This is a genomic window from Kribbella steppae, from assembly GCF_004342025.1.
GTDB classification, from domain to species: Bacteria; Actinomycetota; Actinomycetes; order Propionibacteriales; family Kribbellaceae; genus Kribbella; species Kribbella steppae.
Genome location: NZ_SLWN01000011.1, coordinates 59793 through 77633 on the forward strand (window position 1 = coordinate 59793; position 17841 = coordinate 77633).

The window sequence follows — 17841 nt, forward strand, 5'->3', positions numbered from 1 at the left end:
CACGAAGGGGAACCAGATCATGAGAATGCGCAACCTCGTCGCCAGCCTCGGCGTCGCGGCGCTCGCGCTCACCGTCGCCGCTTGCGGATCCGACGAGCCCGATGCCGGCGGTGGTGGCGGCGGCAACGCGGCCTCCGACGCCTGCGGCGACCTGCACAAGTTCGACACCGCGGCCGCGGCCGACGTGGCCGGCAGCGCGACCTACACCAAGATCAAGACCCGCGGGAACCCGGTCGTCGGCGTCAAGGCCGACCAGCCGAACCTCGGCTACAAGGATGCCGACGGCAAGCGCTGCGGCTTCGACATCGAGGTCGCCCGGATGGTCGCGGCCAACCTGGGCTTCGACCCGGAGAAGATCGAGTACAAGGAGATCCCGTCGGCGAACCGGGAGACCGCGCTGGCCGGTGGTGAGATCGACTACTACGTCGGCACCTACTCGATCACCGACAAGCGCAAGACCCAGGTCGGCTTCGCCGGCCCGTACTTCATCGCCGGCCAGGACCTGCTGGTCCGCAAGTCCGACACCTCGATGGACGGTGGCAAGACCGCACTGAAGGGCAAGAAGGTCTGCTCCGCGACCGGCTCGACCCCGATTCAGCGGGTCAAGGACGAGCAGCTCACCGAGGCGAGCAACATCTCCGAGTTCAAGACCTACTCCGAGTGCGTCTCGCAACTGCTGGACAGCAAGGTCGACACCGTCACCACCGACGACGCGATCCTCAAGGGCTACGCGGCGACCGCACCCGACGAGCTGCGGGTGGTCGGCAAGCCGTTCAGCACCGAGAAGTACGGCATCGGCCTGCCGCTGGCCGACAAGGCCCTGCGGGACAAGGTGAACACCATCCTGGAGACGTCGGCCACCGACGGCACCTGGAAGGCGATCTACGACGAGACGCTCGGCAAGTCGGGTTCGGACTCGACGCCGCCGCCGCTCGAGAAGTACTGATCCACCGCGGCCGCGGCGTCCTGAGGGGCGTCGCGGCCGGCCCGCGCGCCGCTGATTCTGGGGATTGCGCTCCACTTGATTCTGGAAGGTCGCGATGCTCTCGGTCCTCACCGACAACTGGGAACTGTTCGTCGACGGTTTCTGGACCACGGTCAGGCTGTTCCTGATCGCCGCGGTGCTGAGCCTGGTGTTCGGCACCCTGCTGGCCGGGTTCCGGGTCTCCCCGGTGCCGGCCTTGCGCGCCATCGGCACCGGCTACGTGAACATCCTGCGGAACACTCCGCTGACGCTGGTGTTCGCGTTCCTCGTCTTCGGCGCCCCGAAGATGCAGATCTCCCTGCCCACGTTCTTCTGGTCCGCGGTGATCGCGCTGACGGTCTACACGTCGGCGTTCGTCTGCGAGATCGTCCGATCCGGTATCAACACCATCTCGCCCGGCCAGGCCGAGGCCGCCCGCTCGGTCGGCATGACGTTCATGCAGGTGCTGGGCATCGTCGTCCTCCCGCAGGCCTTCCGGGCGATCGTGCCGCCGTTGACCAGCGTGATGATCGCGTTGCTGAAGAACACCACGATCGCGGCCGGGTTCTCCGTCGCGGAGGCCGGTGCGATCCCTGCCGTGATGGCCGAACGCGGTCAGAACCAGATGGCCACGCTCGTCTGGATCACCGTCGGCTTCCTGATCCTGATCATTCCCCTGGTCTTCCTGCAGCGGTGGGCCGAGCGACGGATGGCGGTGGCCTGATGAGTGCGGTCCTGTACGACGTACCCGGCCCGCGGGCGAAGGCGCGCAACCGGATCCTCAACCTGATCGTCATCGTCGCCGTGCTGGCCGTCATCGGCTGGGTGATCTACCGGCTGAACGAGAGCGGACAGTTCGCCGAACGCCGCTGGATCCAGTTCACCTACTCCTCGATCCAGCAGGAACTGTGGAACGGTCTGCTCAACACGCTCAAGGCGGCCGGCCTGGCCACGGTGCTCGCACTCCTGTTCGGTGCCGTGTTCGCGGCGGCCCGGATCAGCGACCACTGGTGGTTCCGGGGGCCGGCGACGTTCGTCGTCGAACTGTTCCGGGCCATCCCGCTGCTGATCCTGATGTTCTTCTTCTACTACGGCAACCTGCAGTTCCAGCTCGGTATCGGCCCGTTCTGGGCGGTCGTGTTCGGGTTGACGTTGTACAACGGCTCCGTGCTGGCGGAGATCTTCCGGGCCGGTATCGCCGCCGTACCGAAGGGTCAGCGTGAGGCGGCGTACGCGACCGGGCTGCGGAAGAACCAGGTGGTCCGGCTGATCCTGTTGCCGCAGGCCATCACTTCGATGCTGCCGGCCATCGTCAGCCAGCTCGTCGTCCTGCTGAAGGACACCGCCCTCGGCTTCATCATCACCTACGCCGAGCTGCTGTACGTCGGCAAGCAGATGGGCGGCCGGCTCCAGTACGGCTTCCCGTACATTCCGACGTACATCGTCATCGCGGTGATCTACATCGGCCTCTGCTCGCTGCTGTCGATGCTGGCCCGCTACCTCGAGGGCCGCTCCCGCCGCCGCCGCAAGATCACCGGCGCACCGCCTCCGTCGGCCGCCGAAGCGGCCACTTCGGTGGAAGCTCCGCTGTAAATCAGGTGCCAAAGGCCCCGATCCCGGTGATCGGGGCCTTTCGCTTGTCTGAGCGCGTCTGGTAGTCGCCTGGTAGCCCTCCGGTAGCACCGCCGCGGTCGACTGAGCGCTTCAGAGGTCAGCGCAGCGTGTTGAAGGAGTCTCGGATGATCTCCAGGGCTTCGGTGGTCTCGGCCTCGGTCAGAGTCATGGGTGGGGCCATCCGGAGGACGTTGCCGTAGAGGCCGCCCTTGCCGACCAGCAGGCCGCGGTTCTTGGTCTCCTGCTGGAGTTTGGCGGTGGTGGCTGCGTCGGGGCTGTTGTCATCGGGTTTGACGATCTCGGCGGCCAGCATCAGGCCCTTGCCGCGGACGTCGCCGAGCTCGGGGAACTCCTCGGAGATCCCGCGCAGCCCGTCGGCCAACTGGGCGCCGCGCTTGGCCGCGTTCGCCTGCAGGTCGTGGTCGAGCAGGTAGTCGATGGTCGCCTTCGCCGCGCTGGTGGAGATCGGGTTGCCGCCGAAGGTGGACAGCGAGTTCGCGCTCAGGCTGTCCATCAAGGCCGGCTTCGCGACCACGCCGCCGATCGCGAACCCGTTGCCCAGACCCTTGGCGAACGTCATCGCGTCCGGCACCAAATCATGCGCCTGGATCCCCCAGAAGTGCTCACCGGTCCGGCCCCAGCCGGTCTGTACCTCGTCGGCGATGAGGAGGATCCCGTACTCGTCGAGGACCTCCTTGAAGGCGCCGTACAGGCCGTCCGGCGGTGAGGAGAACCCGCCGACGCCCTGGATCGGCTCGACGATCAGGCAGGCGACATCGCCCGCGGTGGTGGTGTCGATGACGTTGCGGAGGTCGTCGACACAGACCTTGATGTAGTCGGCGTCGGGCAGGTCGCGGAACGGGCTGCGGTACCGGTACGCACCCTGGACGTACTGCACGTTCACCGGTGACAGGCTGCTCGCGGACCAGCCGCGGTTACCCGTGATCGCGACCGTGCCGAAACCGCGGCCGTGGTACGAGTTGCGCATCGCCAGCACCTGGTTGGAGCGGCGGTTCTGGGTGGCGAGCATCATCGCCGCCTCGTTCGCCTCGGTGCCGGAGTTGGCGAAGAACACTTTGGCGTCCGGGATGCCGGACAGCTCCGCGATCTGCTCGGCCAGCTCGATCTGCTTGCGGATCAGGTACACCGTCGAGGTGTGCGCGATACCGGTGGCCAGTTGCTCGCGCACCGCGTCGGAGATCTCCGCGATGTCGTAGCCGATCGCGTTGGTCAGGATGCCGGCGAAAAAGTCGAGGTAGGTGTTGCCCTCGCCGTCGGTGACCCGGCGTCCGGATCCCTTGACGATCTCGATCGGCTCCTCGTAGTACAACGCGAGCCAGTCCGGCATGACGGCCTTGTGACGCTCCCAGAGCTCCGCATGTGTCATGCCCCAAGGATTACCTCATCGGACCGCCTCCTCATAGCCGAGGCCGATGAAATGCCGGAAGAATGCCGGTTCGGTTCCGGGTGCGTTCCGGCCCGTTAGGGTGCTGCTCGTGACACTGCCGAGCATCCCGCACGTCGACATCGAGTCGCTGGCCCATTTCGACCGGATCGTGGCCGCCGGGGCCGCCTCGATGGAGGGCTGGCGGGTGCAATCGGTCGACCTGTCCGGCCGGACGGCGGAACTCCTCGGCCTGGACCCGAGAGGCTCCCTGTTCCTCGGCTGCGCCCTGGAGGAGAAGGCCGAGGCCTGGATCCGCGATGGCGGCGGGCTCGTCTTCCCGGCCATCCCGTCGCTCCCGTTCGACGCCTACCGCGGCACGCTCTACGACGCCGAGGAGCTCTACGCCGGCCTCGAGAACGGGTACGACGCCACCCCGGACGCGCAGATCTACGCCTGGTCCCGCCAGCACGACGAGAAGGGCGACACCAGCCGCACCCTCGCCGCGGCCCTGCACGACCACGCCATCGCCGACGCCCTCACCGAGCTCCCCGACGGCCAGCCATGGATCGGCGTGATGGGCGGACACGGGATCGCTCGCGGCAGTACGGCGTACCGCTCCGCAGTGCTCCTCGGTCGCACCCTCGCCCGGGCCGGGCACACCGTCGTCACCGGCGGCGGTCCGGGCGCGATGGAGGCAGCCAACCTGGGTTCGTCGCTGTCCGGGTACGACGATTCCGTCGTCGACACGGCTCTTTCCACGCTGGCCGCCGTACCTTCGTTCTGTCCCTCCGTGGCAGCGTGGGCGGCTGCGGGTCTCGGCGTACGGCGTGAGTTCCCCGGCGATGGTGGAGTGTCGATCCCAACGTGGTTCTACGGTCACGAGCCGCCGAACGTGTTCGCGTCGTCGATCGCGAAGTACTTCTCCAACGCCCAGCGAGAGGACGTCCTGCTGAGACGCGCACGCGGCGGCATCCTCTACCTCCCCGGCGCGGCCGGCACGGTCCAGGAGATCTTCCAGGCCGTCACCCCCAACTACTACGGCGACCAGGCCACCCAGGTCCCCCTGATCCTGGTAGACATCCACCACTGGACCGTCAAGCTCCCAGTCTGGCCACTCCTCCAGTCCCTGGCCTCAGAGCGGGCAATGGCAACCTCCATCCACCTCGTCGACACGATCGAGGAAGCCGCCGCGCTGGTCAGCTGAGGACTCTGGTGAGCCGAACGTCCTCCTCCTCGAAGCCGAGGCTGCGGTAGAACTCGCGCGCTGGAGTATTGGCAGCTCCGGTCTCCAGCGTGACCCGGTCGATGCCGAGCCGGCCGGCATGGGCCCAGTTTGTCGGTGGGGTGCTTTACGGTGCACGGCATGGTGGATTTTGTGTTGGTTCCAGGGGCTTGGCTGGGTGCGTGGGCGTGGGACGAGGTGGCCGAGGTGCTGCGGGCCGAGGGGCATGAGGTGTACGCCGTGACGCTGAGCGGCCTCGCGGAGCGGCACGGCTCGGACTCGGCGCAGGTCGGTCAGCAGCAGCATGTCGACGACATCGTGTCGGTGGTCGAGGGCAACGATCTGCGCGACGTCGTACTCGCCGGGCACAGCTACTCCGGGATCCCGGTCGGTCAGGCGGCGGCGCGGATCGGCGACCGGCTGCGGCGAGTGGTGTACGTCGACTCGAACATCCCGACCGACGGGAAGTCGTTCATCGACGGGTGGTCGGCCGAGGGGCGCGCCTGGGTCGAAGGGCAACTGGCGGAGTCAGGTGGTTTCTGGCCACCGCTCGCTGCCGATGACTACGTGGACCAGGACCTGTCGGACGAGGCGATCGCCGCGATCGTCAGCCGCAGTACGCCGCACCCTGGGCGAGCCATCTCGGAGCCGGCCCACCTGGTTCGCCCGATCGGGGAGCTGCCAACCACCTACATCAAGTGCCTGATGGACGGGGCCGAGCCCTCGCGCGACGTCGCCGCGCAGCTCAAGTCACCCAACTGGGAGCTGGTCGAGCAGCCGACCGGCCATTGGCCGATGTTCTCGCAGCCAGCCGCGCTGGCGAAGATCTTCACCGGACTTGCCTGATGCAGGTTGCCCGACTCAGCGGCCGTTGAGCCAGCCGATGGCCAGGTCCAGGAAGCGGTCGACCTCGCCCACGTCGTAGCCCCCGCGGAAGCGGGAACTGCGGAACGCCACGTTCCTGACCTCATCGGATGTCACCGGGCTGTCCACCGGATGCCCGTCGAGGGTCGCGAGCAGCCGCCGGACGAACTGGTCCACCTCGGCGACGTCGTACCCCTGGCGCCAGCGAACCCGCGTGAACCGCGCGGGCGCCTCCGGCACCGTCATGCGTTGTTGGCCGCGGCGAGCTGACCGCAGGCGCCGTCGATCTCCTGACCGCGCGTGTCGCGGACAGTGGTCGGGATGCCGCCGGCCTGCAGGCGACGGACGAACTCGCGCTCGTCGGCCGGGTCCGACGCGGTCCACTTGGAGCCGGGTGTCGGGTTGAGCGGGATCAGGTTGACGTGCACCCAGCCCCAGTCGCCGCGCGCCGCCAGCTTCTCGGCCAGCAGGTCCGCGCGCCAGGCGTGGTCGTTGATGTCGCGGATCATCGCGTACTCGATCGAGACCCGGCGCTTGGTCTGCTGCGCGTAGCCCCAGGCCGCGTCGAGCACCTCGTCGACCTTCCAGCGGTTGTTGATCGGCACGAGTTCGTCGCGCAGCTCGTCGTCCGGCGCGTGCAGCGACAGCGCGAGCGTGACCGGGATGCCTTCGGTGGCGAGCTGGTTGATCCGCGGCACCAGGCCGACGGTCGACACGGTGACACCGCGGGCGGAGATGCCGAGGCCCTCCGGCGACGGGTCCGTGAACCGCCGTACGGCGCCGATCACGGCCTTGTAGTTCGCCATCGGCTCGCCCATGCCCATGAACACGATGTTGTTGACCCGGCCGGGACCGCCCGCGATCTCGCCGCGGGACAGTGCGCGAGCACCGTCGACGACCTGCTCGACGATCTCCGCCGTGGTCATGTTGCGGGTCAACCCGGCCTGGCCGGTCGCGCAGAACGGGCACGCCATTCCGCAGCCGGCCTGCGAGGAGACACACATCGTGGTGCGGTCCGTGTACCGCATCAGGACGGACTCGACCAGCGAGCCGTCGAGCAGCTTCCACAGCGTCTTGCGGGTCTGCCCCTTGTCGCATTCCAGGTCGCGCACCCGGGTCAGCAGCGGCGGCATCAGCTCCGCGACCAGTTTGTCCCGGGTGGCGGCCGGCAGATCGGTCATCTCGGCCGGGTCGGAGACCAGCCGGGAGAAGTAGTGGTTCGACAGCTGCTTGGCCCGGAACGCGGGCTCTCCCAGCGCGGCGACCGCCGTACGCCGCTCCTCCCCGGACAGGTCGGCCAGGTGCCGCGGCGGCTTCTTGGCACGGCGCGGCTCATCGAAAACAAGCGGAAGGGAGGTAGTCATAACCGACCCATTGTCGCCCGCCGCCTTCGTCCTTCACAAATTCACATCCACCACGTGCCCAGGATCACAGCCGTGCTCACCGGAGGGCGGGCCGGTGAGCACGGGCGATCCGGTCAGGCCGAGTAGCCCTTCGGCGGGATCAGGGTGGCGAGCTGGTTGAACGTGAGCCAGTACGTCGCGGTCGGGGCGAAGCCGGCCGGGTCGGCGATCAGGACGGTCATGTCGCTGGTGTCGTAGCCGATCACGGTGAAGTAGTGCCAGATCGTGTAGTTCGGGTAGCCCGGCGGGTGGTTGCTGGCCGGGGCGACGATGTTGGCGACGATCGCGTAGTTGTTGTCGATGTCGAGGACGACGTCCCGCCAGAGCAGATCGCGCTGGGCCTGGGTGGGCGGGTCGTTCGGCATCTCCTTGGTCTCGTACCAGCCGGTGCCGAGGTGGTTGTTGAGCACCCGGGTCACCTGCCCGATCCAGTCGGTGCCGTTCTCGTCGGTGGGCAGCTCGTTGGCCAACTGCTGCTGGCTCGGCGGCGAGATCCGTGCCGACAACGCGATCCGCGTCGCCGCCGGCCCGCACCAGTAACCGGTCTGCTGGTACTGGAAGTCGATGTTCAGCGTCCGCACGCCCTGCGCCGAGTCGCCGGGCGTCGGCACCGGCTTGGCGGCAGCCGCGGCCTGAGCCTGTACGGCGCTCGGCGCCTCGACCGCTGCTGCGGCACTGGGGGTGGATGCCAGCGGCACCATGGCCGCGGCGATCAGGGCGAGACCGCTGACAGCGGCCCTGAGTCTCGTCGTCGTGCGCTCCTGGATCCTCATGTCACTCCTCGGACTCACTGGATAACCGGGCGTGGTCATCCGTACCCAGTTTCCGCCCGCCGCTGGAGTTTGGTGAAAAACTCACCAACCCTTTCCACTCAGATCGAAGGGTGGATGATCTCGTCGCGGAGCCAGCGGGCGGCGTGATCCGGGTACGGGCGTGGCAGCGACAGGACGATGTGGTCGAAGCCCAGCGCGACAGCCCGGCGTACGACGGACCGGGTGGCGGCCGGGTCGTCGTACGAGACGATCTGCTGGAGTGAGCGGCCGATCTCACCCGGGTCCCGGCCGATCCGGGCGCACTCCGCGTCCAAGCGCCGTACCCGATCTTCGAGGAATTCGAAGTCGTTGTGGGGTGGGCCGCTGATGTTCCAGCTGTCGGCGTGCTCCGCGATCAGGCGCATCATCCGGTTGCCCCAGCCACCGATCAGAAGTGGGGGGCCGGGGCGTTGGATCGGCTTCGGCTCGTTCCGGTTCGCTTCGAGGGTGTAGTAGCGGCCGCGGTAGTCGAAGACGTCCTGGGTCCACATGCCGCGCAGGATCTCGATGGTCTCGCGCAGCCGGTCGACACCTTCACGCGGCGGGACCAGAGTCAGCCCGTACGACGCGTACTCCGCAACGGCCGGGTTATCGCCGGGGATGCCGCCGGCGCCGGGCGGCTGATGGGTGCCGCCGGCACCGAGTCCCATGACGAGCCGACCGCCGGAGATGATGTCGAGCGTGCTGGCGATCTTGCCGAGCACAGCCGGCGGGCGGATGCGGCTTCCGCGAAGATCTCCGCAAGCTCCTCTACTGACCTTGGGAATGGCGCTGCGAATGCGGTAGTTGAACGAGGCATGTCCGCACTGACTGGTGTTCCGTTGTCTGTGCTCGACCGCTCGAGGACTCGAGTTGGTGAGTCGGAGGCGGAGACCCTGCGGCAGACCGTCGCGTTGGCCCAGCAGGTGGAAGAGCTTGGCTACAAGCGTTTCTGGGTGTCTGAGCACCACAGTGTCCCCGGTGTGGTCGGCTCGGCGCCGACTGTGCTGGCGGCGGCTGTTGCGGCCAGCACCAGCCGGATCCGCGTCGGCACGGGCGGTGTGATGCTGCCGAACCACCGCCCACTCGTGGTGGCTGAGCAGTTCGGCGTACTCGAGTCACTCTTCCCTGGCCGCATCGACATGGGTCTGGGCCGCTCGGTGGGCTTCACCAACGGCATCCGCCGAGCACTTGGCGTCGAGAAGGATGCGGCCGAGGACTTCGCCGTACAGGTCCGGGAGCTGCTCGGGTACTTCGACGGCACGCAGCAGAGCCACCCACAGGTCCACGCCCGCCCCGGCGAAGGCCTGCGCGTCCCACCCTTCATCCTCGCCGTAGGAGAAGGCGCACTCCTTGCAGCCTCGCTAGGCCTCCCCCTGGTCATCGCCGGCGTCAAAGCCGAGTCAGACCTGCTGCAGTTGCTGGACCGCTACCGCACCGAGTTCCAGCCGTCCACGTGGGCTCCGAGGCCTTACGTCGTACTGGCAACGAGTGCTGCGGTTGCAGCAACCACTGAAGCGGCGCGACGGCTACTACTGCCTGAGGCTTGGTCCAGCGCCTACTCGCGCACCCGTGGGGTGTTCCCACCGCTGGAGCCGGTACAGCAACGGGACATGACCGAGAAGGAGCACGGGTTCTTCGAGCAGTCCCTCCGCGGCCAGATCTACGGCACTCCGGAGGAGGTCGACGCCGCACTGGGCGGTCTGGTACGCCGTACCGCGGCTGACGAAGTGTTGCTCACGACAAGCACCTACGACCGCTCGGACCTACTCGCCTCGTACGCCGCTCTCGCCGAACTGGCCGGCACCCGCAGCACCGTCAGCTGAGGCGGTCCTCGAGCCGCTTGCGGACCTCCGGCCACTCATCGGCCAGGATCGAGAACACCACGGTGTCGCGGAACGAGCCGTCCGCGAGCCGCTTGTGCCGGCGCAGTACGCCCTCTCGCGTCGCACCCAGCTTCGCGATCGCTGCCTGGGACCGGGTGTTCGCCGTACCGGTCTGGATCTTCACCCGGCCGAAGCCACAGTCCTCGAAGGCGTGCTGCAGCAGCAGGAACTTGCACTCCGGGTTGACCGCGGTCCCCCACACCGACGGCGCATAGCCGGTCCAGCCCAGGTGCACCGACTCGTTGCCAAGGTCCACGTCTCCGAGGCTCGTTGTACCGACGACGGTGCCGTCGGCAACCAGTCGGACGACGTACGCCACTCGCTTGGCGGATGACTCGATCCACTGCCCGGCCATCTCCGCCGCGTCGGCGGGCAGGCCGGCGATGCCGCCGCCGAACCCGGACGCGTACACCTGCTCGTTCGCGATCGCGTCGTACAGCGGTTCGATGTCGGCGGCAACGAGACGGTCCAGCCGGACGACGTCGCCGACCAGCGGCCGACCGTCGGGAGCAACAGTCATCAGGTCCTCATCAGACGAGTACGTGCAGCAGCAGCCAGACGGCCGGAGCCGTGGCCAGCAAGGAGTCCAGCCGGTCCATCACGCCGCCGTGACCCGGCAGCAGGTTGGACATGTCCTTGATGCCGAGGTCCCGCTTGATCATCGACTCGCCGAGATCGCCCACGGTCGCGGTGACGACGGCGACCGCGCCGACGATCGCACCGGCCCACCAGTTCCCGTCGAGGAGCCAGACGACAGAGCCGATGCCGGCACCGATACAGGCCAGCGTCGAGCCGGCGAAGCCCTCCCAGGACTTCTTCGGGCTGATCGTCGGCGCCATCGGATGCTTGCCGAACAGCACACCGGCCGCGTAACCGCCGACGTCGCTGGCGACCACGACCAGGAAGAACGTCACCACCCGCTGCGGACCGTCCACCTCCGGCTGGACCAGCAGGATCGCGAACCCGGCCAGCAGCGGTACGTACCCGATCAGGAACACTCCGGCACTGGCATCGCGGACGAAGCCGACCGAACCGCCCGGCATCCGCCAGAAGATCGTCGCCAGCACCGTGATCGCGAGCGCGACCAGCAGCGCCATCGGCCCACCGAAGTACGCCGCCATCAGCATCGCCGTCGTACCGGCGAACATCGGAATCCGCGGAATGACCGCGCCGCCCGTGCGGAGCGCCTTGATCATCTCGTCGACGGCGACCAGCACGGTCGCCAGCACCAGGACCGTGAACAGGACCTTCTGCCAGAACAGCGACCCGATGATCAGCGCGCCGAGGCCGACACCGACCGCGATGGCCGCCGGCAGGTTGCGGCCGGCGCGGCTCGGGCTGGGGCTCGGCGCGGGCGTACTCTCGACGCCCATCACACCTCGAGCAGTTCGGCTTCCTTGTGCTTGAGCAGCTCGTCGATCGAGTCGACGTACTTCTTCGTCAACCCGTCGAGCCGCTTCTCAGCACTCTTGCCCTCGTCCTCGCCCGCGTCGCCGTCCTTGACGGTCTTGTGCACCTGGTCCATGGCGTGCCGGCGGATGTTGCGCATGGAGACCTTGGCCTCCTCGGCCTTGGTCTTGGCGACCTTGATGTACTCCTTGCGCCGCTCCTCGGTCAGCTGCGGCATCACCACCCGGATCACCGCGCCGTCGTTGCCCGGGTTGACGCCCAGGTCCGAGTCGCGGATCGCCTTCTCGATCGCCGCCATCGCGCCCTTGTCGTACGGCGAGATCAGCACGGTCCGGGGCTCGGGCACCTGGAAACCGGCCAGCTGCTGCAGCGGCGTCGGGCTGCCGTAGTAGTCGGCCAGCAGGCTCGCGAACATCTGCGGGTGGGCCCGGCCGGTGCGGATCGCGGCGAAGTCGTCCTTCGCGACCTCCACGGCCTTCGCCATTTTCTGCTCGGCTTCGCGGAGAGCTTCGTCGATCACGACATTCCTCGCTTCCTCAGGGCCGCCTCGGCGCGGCCGCTCCAAACCTGCGAACACAGGAACCCTACGAACGCAGGTCTACCAGACCACGGACGTCACCGCCCGTGTCGAACGATCCTAGTGCTTGTTCCCGGCCGGGCCGATCCCGGTCCTCGGGTACGACGACCCACCCCGGTCACCCGGGCGTGTCGCAGTACCTGGGCTACTGCCCCGGGGAGACGACCGTGCCGATCTTCTCGCCGTGCACGACCCGGGCGATGTTGCCCTCCTCGAGGCCGAAGATGACGATCGGCAGCGCGTTGTCCCGGGCGAGGCTGATCGCGGTGGCGTCGGCCACCCGCAGCCCACGGGCCAGGAAGTCGTCGTACGAGAGCTGGTCGAACTTCACCGCGTCCGGGTTCTTCTTCGGATCGGAGTCGTACACCCCGTCCACACCCTGCTTGCCCATCAGCAGCGCCTCGGCGCCGATCTCCAGGGCCCGCTGCGCGGCGACCGTGTCGGTGGAGAAGTACGGCATGCCGGAGCCGGCGCCGAAGATCACCACGCGGCCCTTCTCCAGATGCCGCTCGGCCTTGCGCGGGATGTACGGCTCGGCAACCTGGCCCATCGTGATCGCGGTCTGCACCCGGGTCTCGATGCCGATCTTCTCCAGGAAGTCCTGCAGCGCCAGGCAGTTCATCACGGTGCCGAGCATGCCCATGTAGTCGGCCCGGTTGCGCTCCATCCCGCGCTGCTGCAGCTCGGCGCCGCGGAAGAAGTTGCCGCCGCCGACCACCACGGCGACCTGGACACCGGACCGGGCCACGTCGGCGATCTGCTTGGCGATCGAGTTCACCACATCGGGGTCGACGCCGAGCTTGCCGCCGCCGAACACCTCACCCGACAGCTTGAGCAGCACCCGGTGATAGGCCGGGAGATGCGGCGAAGAGGCCGGACTCGTCTCGGTACCCAGGGTTTCCGTCACGATTCCGGCCTCCTCGTCGATGATGCTGTGCTGTCAGTCCCTGCTGGGGTCAGGCGCCGACCTCGAAGCGGGCGAACCGCTTCACGGTCACGCCGGCCTCGTCGAGCACGGCCTTCACGGTCTTCTTGCTCTCCTGGACCGACGGCTGCTCGAGCAGCACGACCTCCTTGAAGAAGCCGTTCACCCGGCCCTCGACGATCTTCGGCAGCGCCTGCTCCGGCTTGCCCTCCTCGCGGGCGGTCGCCTCGGCGATCCGCTGCTCGTTCTCGACCGTCTCGGCCGGGATCTCGTCGCGGGTGGTGTACAGCGGGCGCATCGCGGCGGCCTGCATGGCGGCGCCACGGGCGGCCTCCACGTTGTCGCCCTCGAACTCGACCAGTACGCCGACCTGCGCCGGCAGGTCCGCGGCACGCTTGTGCATGTACGCGGCGACCTTGCCGTCGAACACGGCCACCTTGCCGAGCTCGAGCTTCTCGCCGATGACGGCGGCCAGGGCCTCGATGTTCTCGGCGACGCTCTTGCCGTCGGCCAGCTTCTCGCTCAGCAGACCCTCGACGTCGCCCACCTTGCTCGCGGCGGCGTGCGCGACGATGTCGGCGGCCAGCTGCTGGAACTGCTCGTTCTTGGCGACGAAGTCGGTCTCGCAGTTGAGCTGGACCAGCGCGTTCTCCGCCGCGGCCACCAGGCCGTTGGTGGCGGAGCGCTCGGCGCCACGCTTGGCGGCCTTGGCCGCGCCCTTGATGCGCAGCTCCTCGATCGCCTTGTCGAAGTCGCCGTCGGTCGCCTCGAGCGCCTTCTTCGCGTCCATCATGCCCGCGCCGGTGGCGTCGCGGAGCTTCTTCACGTCAGCGGCGGTGTAGTTCGCCATTCCTCGTTCTCTCGTCTTGTCGGTGCGGCTGGATGGGCGGCCTGCAGGTTTCGGCGGGCGCTTCCGCGGCAGTCCGCGGTGCCCACTCGGCCTGATGCTTGGGGGCCCAGTGCATGCTGTGGGCCTGGTGCTCCGGGCCTCGTGCTTCTGGGCCCGGTGCTTGCGGCCCGGTGGTTGGGCCTTGGGTGGTGCCGCCCGGCGTGAGCCGGGCGGCACTCAGGGCTGTCAGGCCTCGTCGGCCTTCGGGGCCTCTTCAGCCTTCGGAGCCTCGTCAACCTTCGGAGCCTCTTCGGCCTTCGCCTCGTCAACCTTCGGAGCCTCTTCGGCCTTCGCCTCTTCAGCCTTCGGAGCCTCGTCGACCTTCGGGGCCTCAGCGGCCGGGGTCTCCTCGGCCTTGACCTCGGTGGCCTCCGCGGCGGGGGCCTCAGCGGCCTTCGCCTCGGTGGCCTTCGCCTCGGTGGTGCCGTTCTGGCTCTCCAGCAGCTCCCGCTCCCAGGCAGCCATCGGCTCCTCGGCGCCCAGCTCCTCGCCGGCCGCGGCAGCGCCCTGGCCACCACGCGACATCAGACCGTCGGCGACAGCGTCGGCGACCACGCGGGTCAGCAGGCCGACCGAGCGGATCGCGTCGTCGTTGCCCGGGATCGGGAAGTCGACTTCGTCCGGGTCGCAGTTGGTGTCCAGGATGCCGATGATCGGCAGCTTCAGCTTGCGCGCCTCGTCGACCGCGAGGTGCTCCTTCTTGGTGTCCACGATCCACACGGCGGCCGGAACCCGGGCCATGTCGCGGATACCGCCGAGGGTCTTCAGCAGCTTGTCGTGCTCGCGCCGCTTCTGCAGCAACTCCTTCTTCGTGACGCCGGAGGCGGCCACGTCGTCGAAGTCGATGAGCTCGAGCTCCTTGAGCCGCTGGAGCCGCTTGTTCACGGTCTGGAAGTTGGTGAGCATGCCGCCCAGCCAGCGCTGGTTCACGTAGGGCATGCCGACCCGGGTCGCCTGCTCGGCGATCGCTTCCTGGGCCTGCTTCTTGGTGCCGACGAACAGGATCGCGCCGCCGGAGGCAACGGTGCTCCGGACGAACTCGTAGGCGCGGTCGATGTACGACAGCGACTGCTGCAGGTCGATGATGTAGATGCCATTGCGCTCGGTGAGGATGTAGCGCTTCATCTTCGGGTTCCAGCGACGGGTCTGGTGCCCGAAGTGCACGCCGCTCTCGAGCAGCTGCTTCATGGTCACGACGGCCATGAGGTGTTTCCTCCTGTCGCGCCGTGGCCGGGCTCCCCGGTCCGATCGGCGCTGTCTCGGTTGTCCCGCGCCGAACCGGGTGGTCCGCCGCGCCTGACGCCCGGTGTGCGCACCCATCCCGGCGTAGGCCGGGACCGAGGGGAACGCACAGGTATGCGGGCGTGCGAAGTCGTCCCACTCGCATGGGACGCCACCGGAAGTGTACGGGACCACCCCAGGTCGAAGCGAACCGGGACCCGGTTGTCCACAGCCCCCGAACTCACCGTCCGTGACCGCCCCATCTCACGGCATCTTCCAGACATGAGCCCACTCCGATTTCTCCTCATCACCCTCCCCCTGACAACCATCCCCGTCCTCCCACTCGCAACCGCCGCGCCCGCAGCGGCGAGCCCACCTCCGCCTGCCCGGCCGCAGGCGGCCACCTGGCCCCTACAACCACGACCTCAAGTCGTGCGCGGCTTCGACCTCCCGGCCAAGCCCTGGCTTCCTGGCCACCGAGGCGTCGACCTGGCCGGCTCACCCGGCCAACCTGTCCTCGCCGCAACCGCCGGCACGATCACGTACGCCGGCCAACTCGCGGGCCGAGGTGTCGTCGTCGTATCCACCGGCCCACGCCGCACCACCTACGAGCCGGTCGTCCCCTCATCGACCGTCGGCACCGTGGTCACCCCAGGAACTGTCCTCGGCCACCTCTCAGCCGCCGGCTCCCACTGCGCCCCCGCAACCTGCCTCCACTGGGGCCTCATCCAAGGCAAGCACTACCTCAACCCCCTCACCCTGCTCCCCAACCGCCCAGTCCGCCTACTCCCCCTCACTCAAACCCCAGACACCGAACCCAGCGCCGACCAACCAGATGCAGCGCCGCCGGGCGCGGACCCACCGGGTAGGGCCGGCCTACCTCAACCGCGCGCCGTCGCCGACGCGACGCCTCCTTCGAGCGGCGAACGAACAGCCACGGCTGTCGTCGCCACCACGGCAGCGCTGACCCTGGCGGCCGGGCTCCTGGTCAGACGGCACTAGGCAGCTGGGCTGCACGAGTAGTCGCCGGCATCAGCAGGGACCGCAGGTGGTTGCCACAGGTCGGCTGTTGTCAGCTGCCGGGGACGCGGGCCTGCCAGGCGTCTTCGTCGCGGGAGCGGCGTTCGACGCCGGCCGGGAGCTTGCCCTTGGCGAGGTCGATGAGGGTGGTGTGCTCGAGCACGTCCCGCAGGCTTGCGCGGGCGGCGATCCAGACACGCTGCAGCACAACAGCCCGCTCGTTGTACGCGACGCTCTCAGGCCGTACGCCGGAGATGCTCACGATCGGGCCGTCGACCGCGCGCATCACGTCGGCGACGGAGACCTCGTTCGGGTCGACCGCCAGCTTCCACCCGCCGGACTGTCCGCGCTGGCTCGCCAGCACGCCCGCACGCCGGAGGTCAGCCAGGATCCCCTGCAGGAAGCCGTGCGGAATCCCCTGCGCGCGACTGAGCTCCTCGGCCGACACCACCGAGGGGTCGTTGGCCACCCAGCGCTGAGTGATCTCGATCAGCGCCCGCAACGCATAGTCAGACTTCGCCGAAACCCGCATGCCCCGCAGTCTGCCGCATTCCCCCACCACCGCGCCGCATCCCACCCCACCGACACTCACCTCGAGCGGGCGGCGGACAGCTGCGATCCCTGCCGCCTCACCCACCCAGCCCAGCCCGGATAGCGGGGGTCAGGCTCGCGGATGCGCCTGTTCGTAGGCCCGACGCAGCCGTTCGGTGGAGATGTGGGTGTAGATCTGCGTCGTCGCCAGCGACGCGTGACCGAGGAGTTCCTGGACACTGCGGAGGTCGGCGCCGCCTTCCAGCAGGTGGGTTGCGGCCGTGTGGCGTAGCCCGTGCGGCGACAGGTCCGGCGCGTCGACGACCCCGATCCGCTCGTGCACAAGGCGCCGTACCGCTCGCTGATCGATCCGGCCGCCGCGAGCTCCGAGGAACACCGCCGGACCACTCCCCGACCGGACCAGCTGTGGCCGCGCCTCGTCCAGCCAGCGGCGAAGCGCGTCGGAGGCCGGCACGCCGTAAGGGACCGAGCGTTCCTTCCGGCCCTTGCCGAACACGCGGACCACCCGCCGCGACGGGTCGATGTCGTCGATGTCGAGTGCGCAGAGTTCGCCGACACGGATGCCGGTCGCGTAGAGCAGCTCCATGATGGCCAGATCGCGTAGCCCGAGCGGACTGCCGTCGTCGGCCGCAACGGCCGCCGCATCCAGCACTGCCCGCGTATCTGCCTGGCCCAGTACGCCGGGCAGGGTCTTGTGCGGCCGAGGACTCGCCAGCAGTGCGCCGGGATCCGTGGTGATCCGCCCGGTCCGCTGTGCCCACGCGGTGAAGACACGCGCGGCGGTCGCCCGGCGCGACATCGTGCTGCGCGACTTCCCGAGGCTCTGCTGCTTGGCCAGCCACGAGCGCAGACCGCGGATGTCCAGGCCCTCGAGATCATCGTGACCAAGCCGAATCAAATGTTCGAGTAAATCCGCGACATCTCCAAGGTACGCTCTGACCGAATGTCTGCTGAGGTCCCTTTCCGCCGTCAGATGCCGTTCGTAGTCGGCCAGTAACACTGTGAAACCTTCCGGGCAGGAAGGGGTCGTACCGACATCGTCCGGCGCCATGCCTCGACCATGCGGGAGCGGACCCGGCATCGCAAGCCACCGCGCGGAGGTCGAGGAGAGGAGGG

The 17841-nt window shown here is 68.4% G+C and carries 20 protein-coding genes and 1 pseudogene; 7 read left to right on the forward strand and 14 right to left on the reverse strand.

Going from position 1 to position 17841, the window contains the following annotated elements; all coding sequences use genetic code 11:
- Positions 1-19 precede the first annotated feature (19 nt).
- From EV652_RS29465 to EV652_RS29475, 3 genes are all read left to right on the forward strand, one after another.
- The gene (locus EV652_RS29465; RefSeq protein ID WP_132212535.1) at positions 20-946 is read left to right on the forward strand and encodes a glutamate ABC transporter substrate-binding protein; all 927 of its coding nucleotides are present in this window, start codon (positions 20-22) and stop codon (positions 944-946) included.
- A 94-nt stretch (positions 947-1040) separates the two neighbouring features.
- Positions 1041-1688, forward strand: a complete 648-nt coding sequence (locus EV652_RS29470; protein ID WP_132212536.1) for an amino acid ABC transporter permease — start codon at positions 1041-1043, stop codon at positions 1686-1688.
- Positions 1688-2557 carry an amino acid ABC transporter permease gene (locus tag EV652_RS29475; RefSeq protein WP_132212537.1) on the forward strand — a complete coding sequence of 290 codons (870 nt, stop codon included), beginning with the start codon at positions 1688-1690 and terminating at the stop codon, positions 2555-2557. Before EV652_RS29470 ends, EV652_RS29475 begins: the two co-directional genes overlap by 1 nt.
- Positions 2558-2675: 118 nt before the next feature.
- Here the strand turns inward: EV652_RS29475 and EV652_RS29480 are convergent, their stop codons facing one another.
- Positions 2676-3965 (reverse strand): aspartate aminotransferase family protein, encoded by a 1290-nt coding sequence (locus EV652_RS29480; RefSeq protein WP_132212538.1) that lies wholly within the window; start codon positions 3963-3965, stop codon positions 2676-2678.
- Between the two features lie 109 nt (positions 3966-4074).
- On the opposite strand from EV652_RS29480, the gene EV652_RS29485 reads away from it, so the two are divergent.
- The gene (locus tag EV652_RS29485) at positions 4075-5169 is read left to right on the forward strand and encodes an LOG family protein (protein WP_132212539.1); all 1095 of its coding nucleotides are present in this window, start codon (positions 4075-4077) and stop codon (positions 5167-5169) included.
- Here the strand turns inward: EV652_RS29485 and EV652_RS46240 are convergent.
- Positions 5162-5278, reverse strand: a pseudogene (locus EV652_RS46240) (GNAT family N-acetyltransferase); the annotation flags it as partial. The gene EV652_RS29485 and the pseudogene EV652_RS46240 sit on opposite strands and share 8 nt — an antisense overlap.
- Positions 5279-5328: 50 nt before the next feature.
- On the opposite strand from EV652_RS46240, the gene EV652_RS29490 reads away from it, so the two are divergent.
- The gene (locus EV652_RS29490) at positions 5329-6033 is read left to right on the forward strand and encodes an alpha/beta fold hydrolase (protein ID WP_132212540.1); all 705 of its coding nucleotides are present in this window, start codon (positions 5329-5331) and stop codon (positions 6031-6033) included.
- Between the two features lie 15 nt (positions 6034-6048).
- Here the strand turns inward: EV652_RS29490 and EV652_RS29495 are convergent, their stop codons facing one another.
- The 4 genes from EV652_RS29495 to EV652_RS29510 form a co-directional block, all read right to left on the reverse strand.
- Positions 6049-6297 carry a DivIVA domain-containing protein gene (locus EV652_RS29495; protein ID WP_132212541.1) on the reverse strand — a complete coding sequence of 83 codons (249 nt, stop codon included), beginning with the start codon at positions 6295-6297 and terminating at the stop codon, positions 6049-6051.
- A complete protein-coding gene (gene rlmN / locus EV652_RS29500) occupies positions 6294-7415 on the reverse strand; it encodes a dual-specificity RNA methyltransferase RlmN (RefSeq protein ID WP_132212542.1) in 1122 nt (373 codons plus the stop codon). The genes EV652_RS29495 and rlmN overlap by 4 nt, the downstream gene beginning before the upstream one ends.
- Positions 7416-7528: 113 nt before the next feature.
- Positions 7529-8227, reverse strand: coding sequence for a C39 family peptidase (locus tag EV652_RS29505; protein WP_199238463.1), 699 nt, complete (start codon positions 8225-8227; stop codon positions 7529-7531).
- A gap of 98 nt (positions 8228-8325) precedes the next feature.
- Positions 8326-8970 carry an LLM class flavin-dependent oxidoreductase gene (locus tag EV652_RS29510; protein WP_199238464.1) on the reverse strand — a complete coding sequence of 215 codons (645 nt, stop codon included), beginning with the start codon at positions 8968-8970 and terminating at the stop codon, positions 8326-8328.
- A gap of 93 nt (positions 8971-9063) precedes the next feature.
- Here EV652_RS29510 and EV652_RS29515 point away from each other — a divergent pair, with 93 nt between their 5' ends.
- A complete protein-coding gene (locus EV652_RS29515; RefSeq protein WP_132212543.1) occupies positions 9064-10071 on the forward strand; it encodes an LLM class flavin-dependent oxidoreductase in 1008 nt (335 codons plus the stop codon).
- Here the strand turns inward: EV652_RS29515 and EV652_RS29520 are convergent.
- The 6 genes from EV652_RS29520 to rpsB form a co-directional block, all read right to left on the reverse strand.
- A complete protein-coding gene (locus EV652_RS29520; protein ID WP_132212544.1) occupies positions 10064-10651 on the reverse strand; it encodes a GNAT family N-acetyltransferase in 588 nt (195 codons plus the stop codon). The genes EV652_RS29515 and EV652_RS29520 overlap by 8 nt on opposite strands.
- A 10-nt stretch (positions 10652-10661) precedes the next feature.
- Positions 10662-11504, reverse strand: coding sequence for a phosphatidate cytidylyltransferase (locus EV652_RS29525; protein ID WP_132212545.1), 843 nt, complete (start codon positions 11502-11504; stop codon positions 10662-10664).
- Positions 11504-12058, reverse strand: coding sequence for a ribosome recycling factor (gene frr, locus EV652_RS29530; protein WP_199238482.1), 555 nt, complete (start codon positions 12056-12058; stop codon positions 11504-11506). Before frr ends, EV652_RS29525 begins: the two co-directional genes overlap by 1 nt.
- A 205-nt stretch (positions 12059-12263) precedes the next feature.
- Positions 12264-13025 (reverse strand): UMP kinase, encoded by a 762-nt coding sequence (gene pyrH / locus EV652_RS29535; protein ID WP_132212547.1) that lies wholly within the window; start codon positions 13023-13025, stop codon positions 12264-12266.
- 49 nt (positions 13026-13074) lie between these two features.
- Entirely contained in the window at positions 13075-13893 is an 819-nt protein-coding gene (tsf, locus tag EV652_RS29540) for a translation elongation factor Ts (RefSeq protein WP_132212548.1), read from the reverse strand.
- 225 nt (positions 13894-14118) lie between these two features.
- On the reverse strand, positions 14119-15135 hold the full coding sequence (gene rpsB / locus EV652_RS29545) for a 30S ribosomal protein S2 (RefSeq protein ID WP_132212549.1): 1017 nt from the start codon (positions 15133-15135) through the stop codon (positions 14119-14121).
- Positions 15136-15585: 450 nt separating this feature from the next.
- On the opposite strand from rpsB, the gene EV652_RS29550 reads away from it, so the two are divergent.
- Positions 15586-16155, forward strand: a complete 570-nt coding sequence (locus tag EV652_RS29550) for a M23 family metallopeptidase (RefSeq protein WP_242002085.1) — start codon at positions 15586-15588, stop codon at positions 16153-16155.
- A gap of 70 nt (positions 16156-16225) precedes the next feature.
- On the opposite strand, the gene EV652_RS29555 is transcribed toward EV652_RS29550, so the two are convergent.
- Positions 16226-16705: an RrF2 family transcriptional regulator gene (locus EV652_RS29555; protein WP_132212551.1), complete on the reverse strand. Its 480-nt coding sequence runs from the start codon at positions 16703-16705 to the stop codon at positions 16226-16228.
- A 129-nt stretch (positions 16706-16834) separates the two neighbouring features.
- Positions 16835-17776 (reverse strand): tyrosine recombinase XerC, encoded by a 942-nt coding sequence (locus tag EV652_RS29560; RefSeq protein ID WP_132212552.1) that lies wholly within the window; start codon positions 17774-17776, stop codon positions 16835-16837.
- Positions 17777-17841: the final 65 nt, after the last annotated feature.

Coding starts and splice junctions, on each gene's coding strand:
- EV652_RS29490 (WP_132212540.1), top strand. CDS start 5,329: ATGGTGGATTTTGTGTTGGTTCCAGGGGCTTGGCTGGGTGCGTGGGCG.
- EV652_RS29505 (WP_199238463.1), bottom strand. CDS start 8,227: ATGAGGATCCAGGAGCGCACGACGACGAGACTCAGGGCCGCTGTCAGC.
- EV652_RS29525 (WP_132212545.1), bottom strand. CDS start 11,504: ATGGGCGTCGAGAGTACGCCCGCGCCGAGCCCCAGCCCGAGCCGCGCC.
- rpsB (WP_132212549.1), bottom strand. CDS start 15,135: ATGGCCGTCGTGACCATGAAGCAGCTGCTCGAGAGCGGCGTGCACTTC.
- rlmN (WP_132212542.1), bottom strand. CDS start 7,415: ATGACTACCTCCCTTCCGCTTGTTTTCGATGAGCCGCGCCGTGCCAAG.
- EV652_RS29560 (WP_132212552.1), bottom strand. CDS start 17,776: ATGGCGCCGGACGATGTCGGTACGACCCCTTCCTGCCCGGAAGGTTTC.
- EV652_RS29475 (WP_132212537.1), top strand. CDS start 1,688: ATGAGTGCGGTCCTGTACGACGTACCCGGCCCGCGGGCGAAGGCGCGC.
- tsf (WP_132212548.1), bottom strand. CDS start 13,893: ATGGCGAACTACACCGCCGCTGACGTGAAGAAGCTCCGCGACGCCACC.
- EV652_RS29495 (WP_132212541.1), bottom strand. CDS start 6,297: ATGACGGTGCCGGAGGCGCCCGCGCGGTTCACGCGGGTTCGCTGGCGC.
- EV652_RS29465 (WP_132212535.1), top strand. CDS start 20: ATGAGAATGCGCAACCTCGTCGCCAGCCTCGGCGTCGCGGCGCTCGCG.
- EV652_RS29555 (WP_132212551.1), bottom strand. CDS start 16,705: ATGCGGGTTTCGGCGAAGTCTGACTATGCGTTGCGGGCGCTGATCGAG.
- EV652_RS29470 (WP_132212536.1), top strand. CDS start 1,041: ATGCTCTCGGTCCTCACCGACAACTGGGAACTGTTCGTCGACGGTTTC.
- EV652_RS29515 (WP_132212543.1), top strand. CDS start 9,064: ATGTCCGCACTGACTGGTGTTCCGTTGTCTGTGCTCGACCGCTCGAGG.
- EV652_RS29520 (WP_132212544.1), bottom strand. CDS start 10,651: ATGACTGTTGCTCCCGACGGTCGGCCGCTGGTCGGCGACGTCGTCCGG.
- EV652_RS29480 (WP_132212538.1), bottom strand. CDS start 3,965: ATGACACATGCGGAGCTCTGGGAGCGTCACAAGGCCGTCATGCCGGAC.